The 1,941-nt window shown below is 39.3% G+C and carries 3 protein-coding genes and 1 pseudogene; 1 reads left to right on the forward strand and 3 read right to left on the reverse strand.

The genetic code is table 11. The features are described 5' to 3' along the window. Both E0D98_RS23690 and E0D98_RS23695 read right to left on the reverse strand, forming a co-directional pair. Positions 1–515: pseudogene (locus tag E0D98_RS23690) on the reverse strand (hypothetical protein); the annotation flags it as partial. Positions 516–642: 127 nt separating this feature from the next. Further along, positions 643–831: a hypothetical protein gene (locus E0D98_RS23695; RefSeq protein WP_000744815.1), complete on the reverse strand. Its 189-nt coding sequence runs from the start codon at positions 829–831 to the stop codon at positions 643–645. A gap of 347 nt (positions 832–1,178) precedes the next feature. On the opposite strand from E0D98_RS23695, the gene E0D98_RS23700 reads away from it, so the two are divergent. After that, positions 1,179–1,469 carry a colicin-like pore-forming protein gene (locus tag E0D98_RS23700; protein ID WP_073568435.1) on the forward strand — a complete coding sequence of 97 codons (291 nt, stop codon included), beginning with the start codon at positions 1,179–1,181 and terminating at the stop codon, positions 1,467–1,469. Between the two features lie 17 nt (positions 1,470–1,486). On the opposite strand, the gene E0D98_RS23705 is transcribed toward E0D98_RS23700, so the two are convergent. Continuing rightward, positions 1,487–1,834, reverse strand: a complete 348-nt coding sequence (locus tag E0D98_RS23705) for a colicin E1 family microcin immunity protein (protein ID WP_131891187.1) — start codon at positions 1,832–1,834, stop codon at positions 1,487–1,489. Positions 1,835–1,941: the final 107 nt, after the last annotated feature.

Below are 1,941 nucleotides of genomic sequence, written 5' to 3' on the forward strand. Positions count from 1 at the left end.
ACTTCATCTTGATTGCTTGTCCCCATAAGGTACCGATAAGTTATGGCAATAATTCTGCTTACATCAACTGCCTCCATTAGTGAGAGAAGAATGCCAGTAGAGTCCATGCCACCAGACAGGCGCACAACAAAGTATCCGCCTTGATTTCTGTTGACGACTTCAGATACAGACTGAAAAAGAATCTCTGCCGGGTCGTGCGGTAATGTCTTATATGAAATTGCATTCCAGTCAATATATTCACTTACGGATGCACCATTGTGCGTGTGGTCAATTTTAAAACTGCAACCAGGAACAATACATTCCACATTTTTAAATAATGAAGTTTTCCCCTCAGTACGCCCAAAAACTATACTCGCAATGAGTGGTTCGAAATCAATACGAGGTGATTGAGTTAAAATGGCACTAAGTTTTTCTTCAATCCAGTCATTTTCTCTGGCAACAAGAAGTTTTATCACGCCACTATTGAAGGCATTAATCCCACGGTATCCAGATGTAAATTTATCCCCCAAAGACATTCGTAATAATCTCCTTAAGGTAAGGACGCCACAAAAGACGTCCTTTTTATCGAATATACCTGTATTATCGTATTCATTGCTCTCGTTTGAGAGAAGTGAATATTTCAATCATGACCAGCCTTTAAATTTAAGGACAGAATGGGGGGCCAAAAGGACGCGAGGGGACACTTCCGCCATCGCAGCGATAGACAGTGTATGACCCTTCAATGATGGAGCCTCCACCGGTACCGTTCGTCGATTTAGAGGCATCAATTTCTATCATAATTTCACGATGTTCAGAGCCAGAGGTTTTCACTTCTTTAGATTGTTTTTTCATACATATTCCTTAATGAAAATGAAACACCTACAACCTACATTGGTTACCAATTGCTCAATAACCATGAAAAATATAACTACTTATTTCAAAGTGTCAATGCGAATGATAACCATTTTTATCATCAATGGTGGGGTTCTGAGGTGAAGATCACGAAATGGAAAAATCGTACTCTAATCCGTTCACCCGTTTTCCGTCATCTGGTAGGTGTTGCAGTTACAATAAAATCACCTTTGCTGAATCTGCGGTAAATTCGGCGAGAAATAACGTCAGTGCCAGAACAAATGAGCAAAAACATGCAAATGACGTTCTTGACGTAAAAAGAGAATTTTTGTTGCCAGCTTGCCGACATCAACCAGAAGAGAGCTGAGGAGAAAACACGGTGTACTGAAGGCAACGATTTTGCTGACTGGAGCACTGAGTTTGGTAAGGTTGTCTGGACAGATAACTGGCGTCCATTTTTTGTAAAACTTGAATCACTGGCAGCAGGAAGAGCTGCTTCATCTGTTACCGCATGGACGTTTTCCGTCATGCCGGGGACCCTTGTAGGTATTCTGGGTTTTGCAATTATTATGGCTGCTGTGAGTGCGCTTGTTAATGATAAGTTTATTGAGCAGAACAATAAACTTATTGGTATCTGACACATAATGATGCCCTTTCATTTTCCTGAAAGGGCTTTGCAGAATATAAAAATTAAGTAAATGGCAACCACAGGAACTGATATAACGAAACAGAATAATTCAAATATTGCAGTTAAGCTTCCGCCAACTGGATTTGTAAAGAAGTCTTTTTGCCAGACTTCTTTCCCTGTAAACCTTATTACCATTTTCTGTATTATCTTCATTGAAAAAGGAAAAGTAATGGAGCTGATAATGCATCCGATGAACGCATAAAACATTCTTGAATTTTCCTGGTTATCTTTCCATCCCAGATAAAAAACTGTAAGAATAATGAAACCTGGTATCAGGCTTTTCAGAAAATACTTTACAGATATATCCGCTTTCATCTGGTTTCTCCTTTATTGTCATCGTGTACTGGTGCGTGATAACATAATGATAATAATAATCAATAACAATAAGCTGTGTCACGTTTACATCATGGAACGGAGGTACT

This window comes from Escherichia sp. KCJ4928 (assembly GCF_004352695.1).
Classification (GTDB): Bacteria; Pseudomonadota; Gammaproteobacteria; order Enterobacterales; family Enterobacteriaceae; genus ECMA0423.

Coding starts and splice junctions, on each gene's coding strand:
- E0D98_RS23695 (WP_000744815.1), bottom strand. CDS start 831: ATGAAAAAACAATCTAAAGAAGTGAAAACCTCTGGCTCTGAACATCGT.
- E0D98_RS23705 (WP_131891187.1), bottom strand. CDS start 1,834: ATGAAAGCGGATATATCTGTAAAGTATTTTCTGAAAAGCCTGATACCA.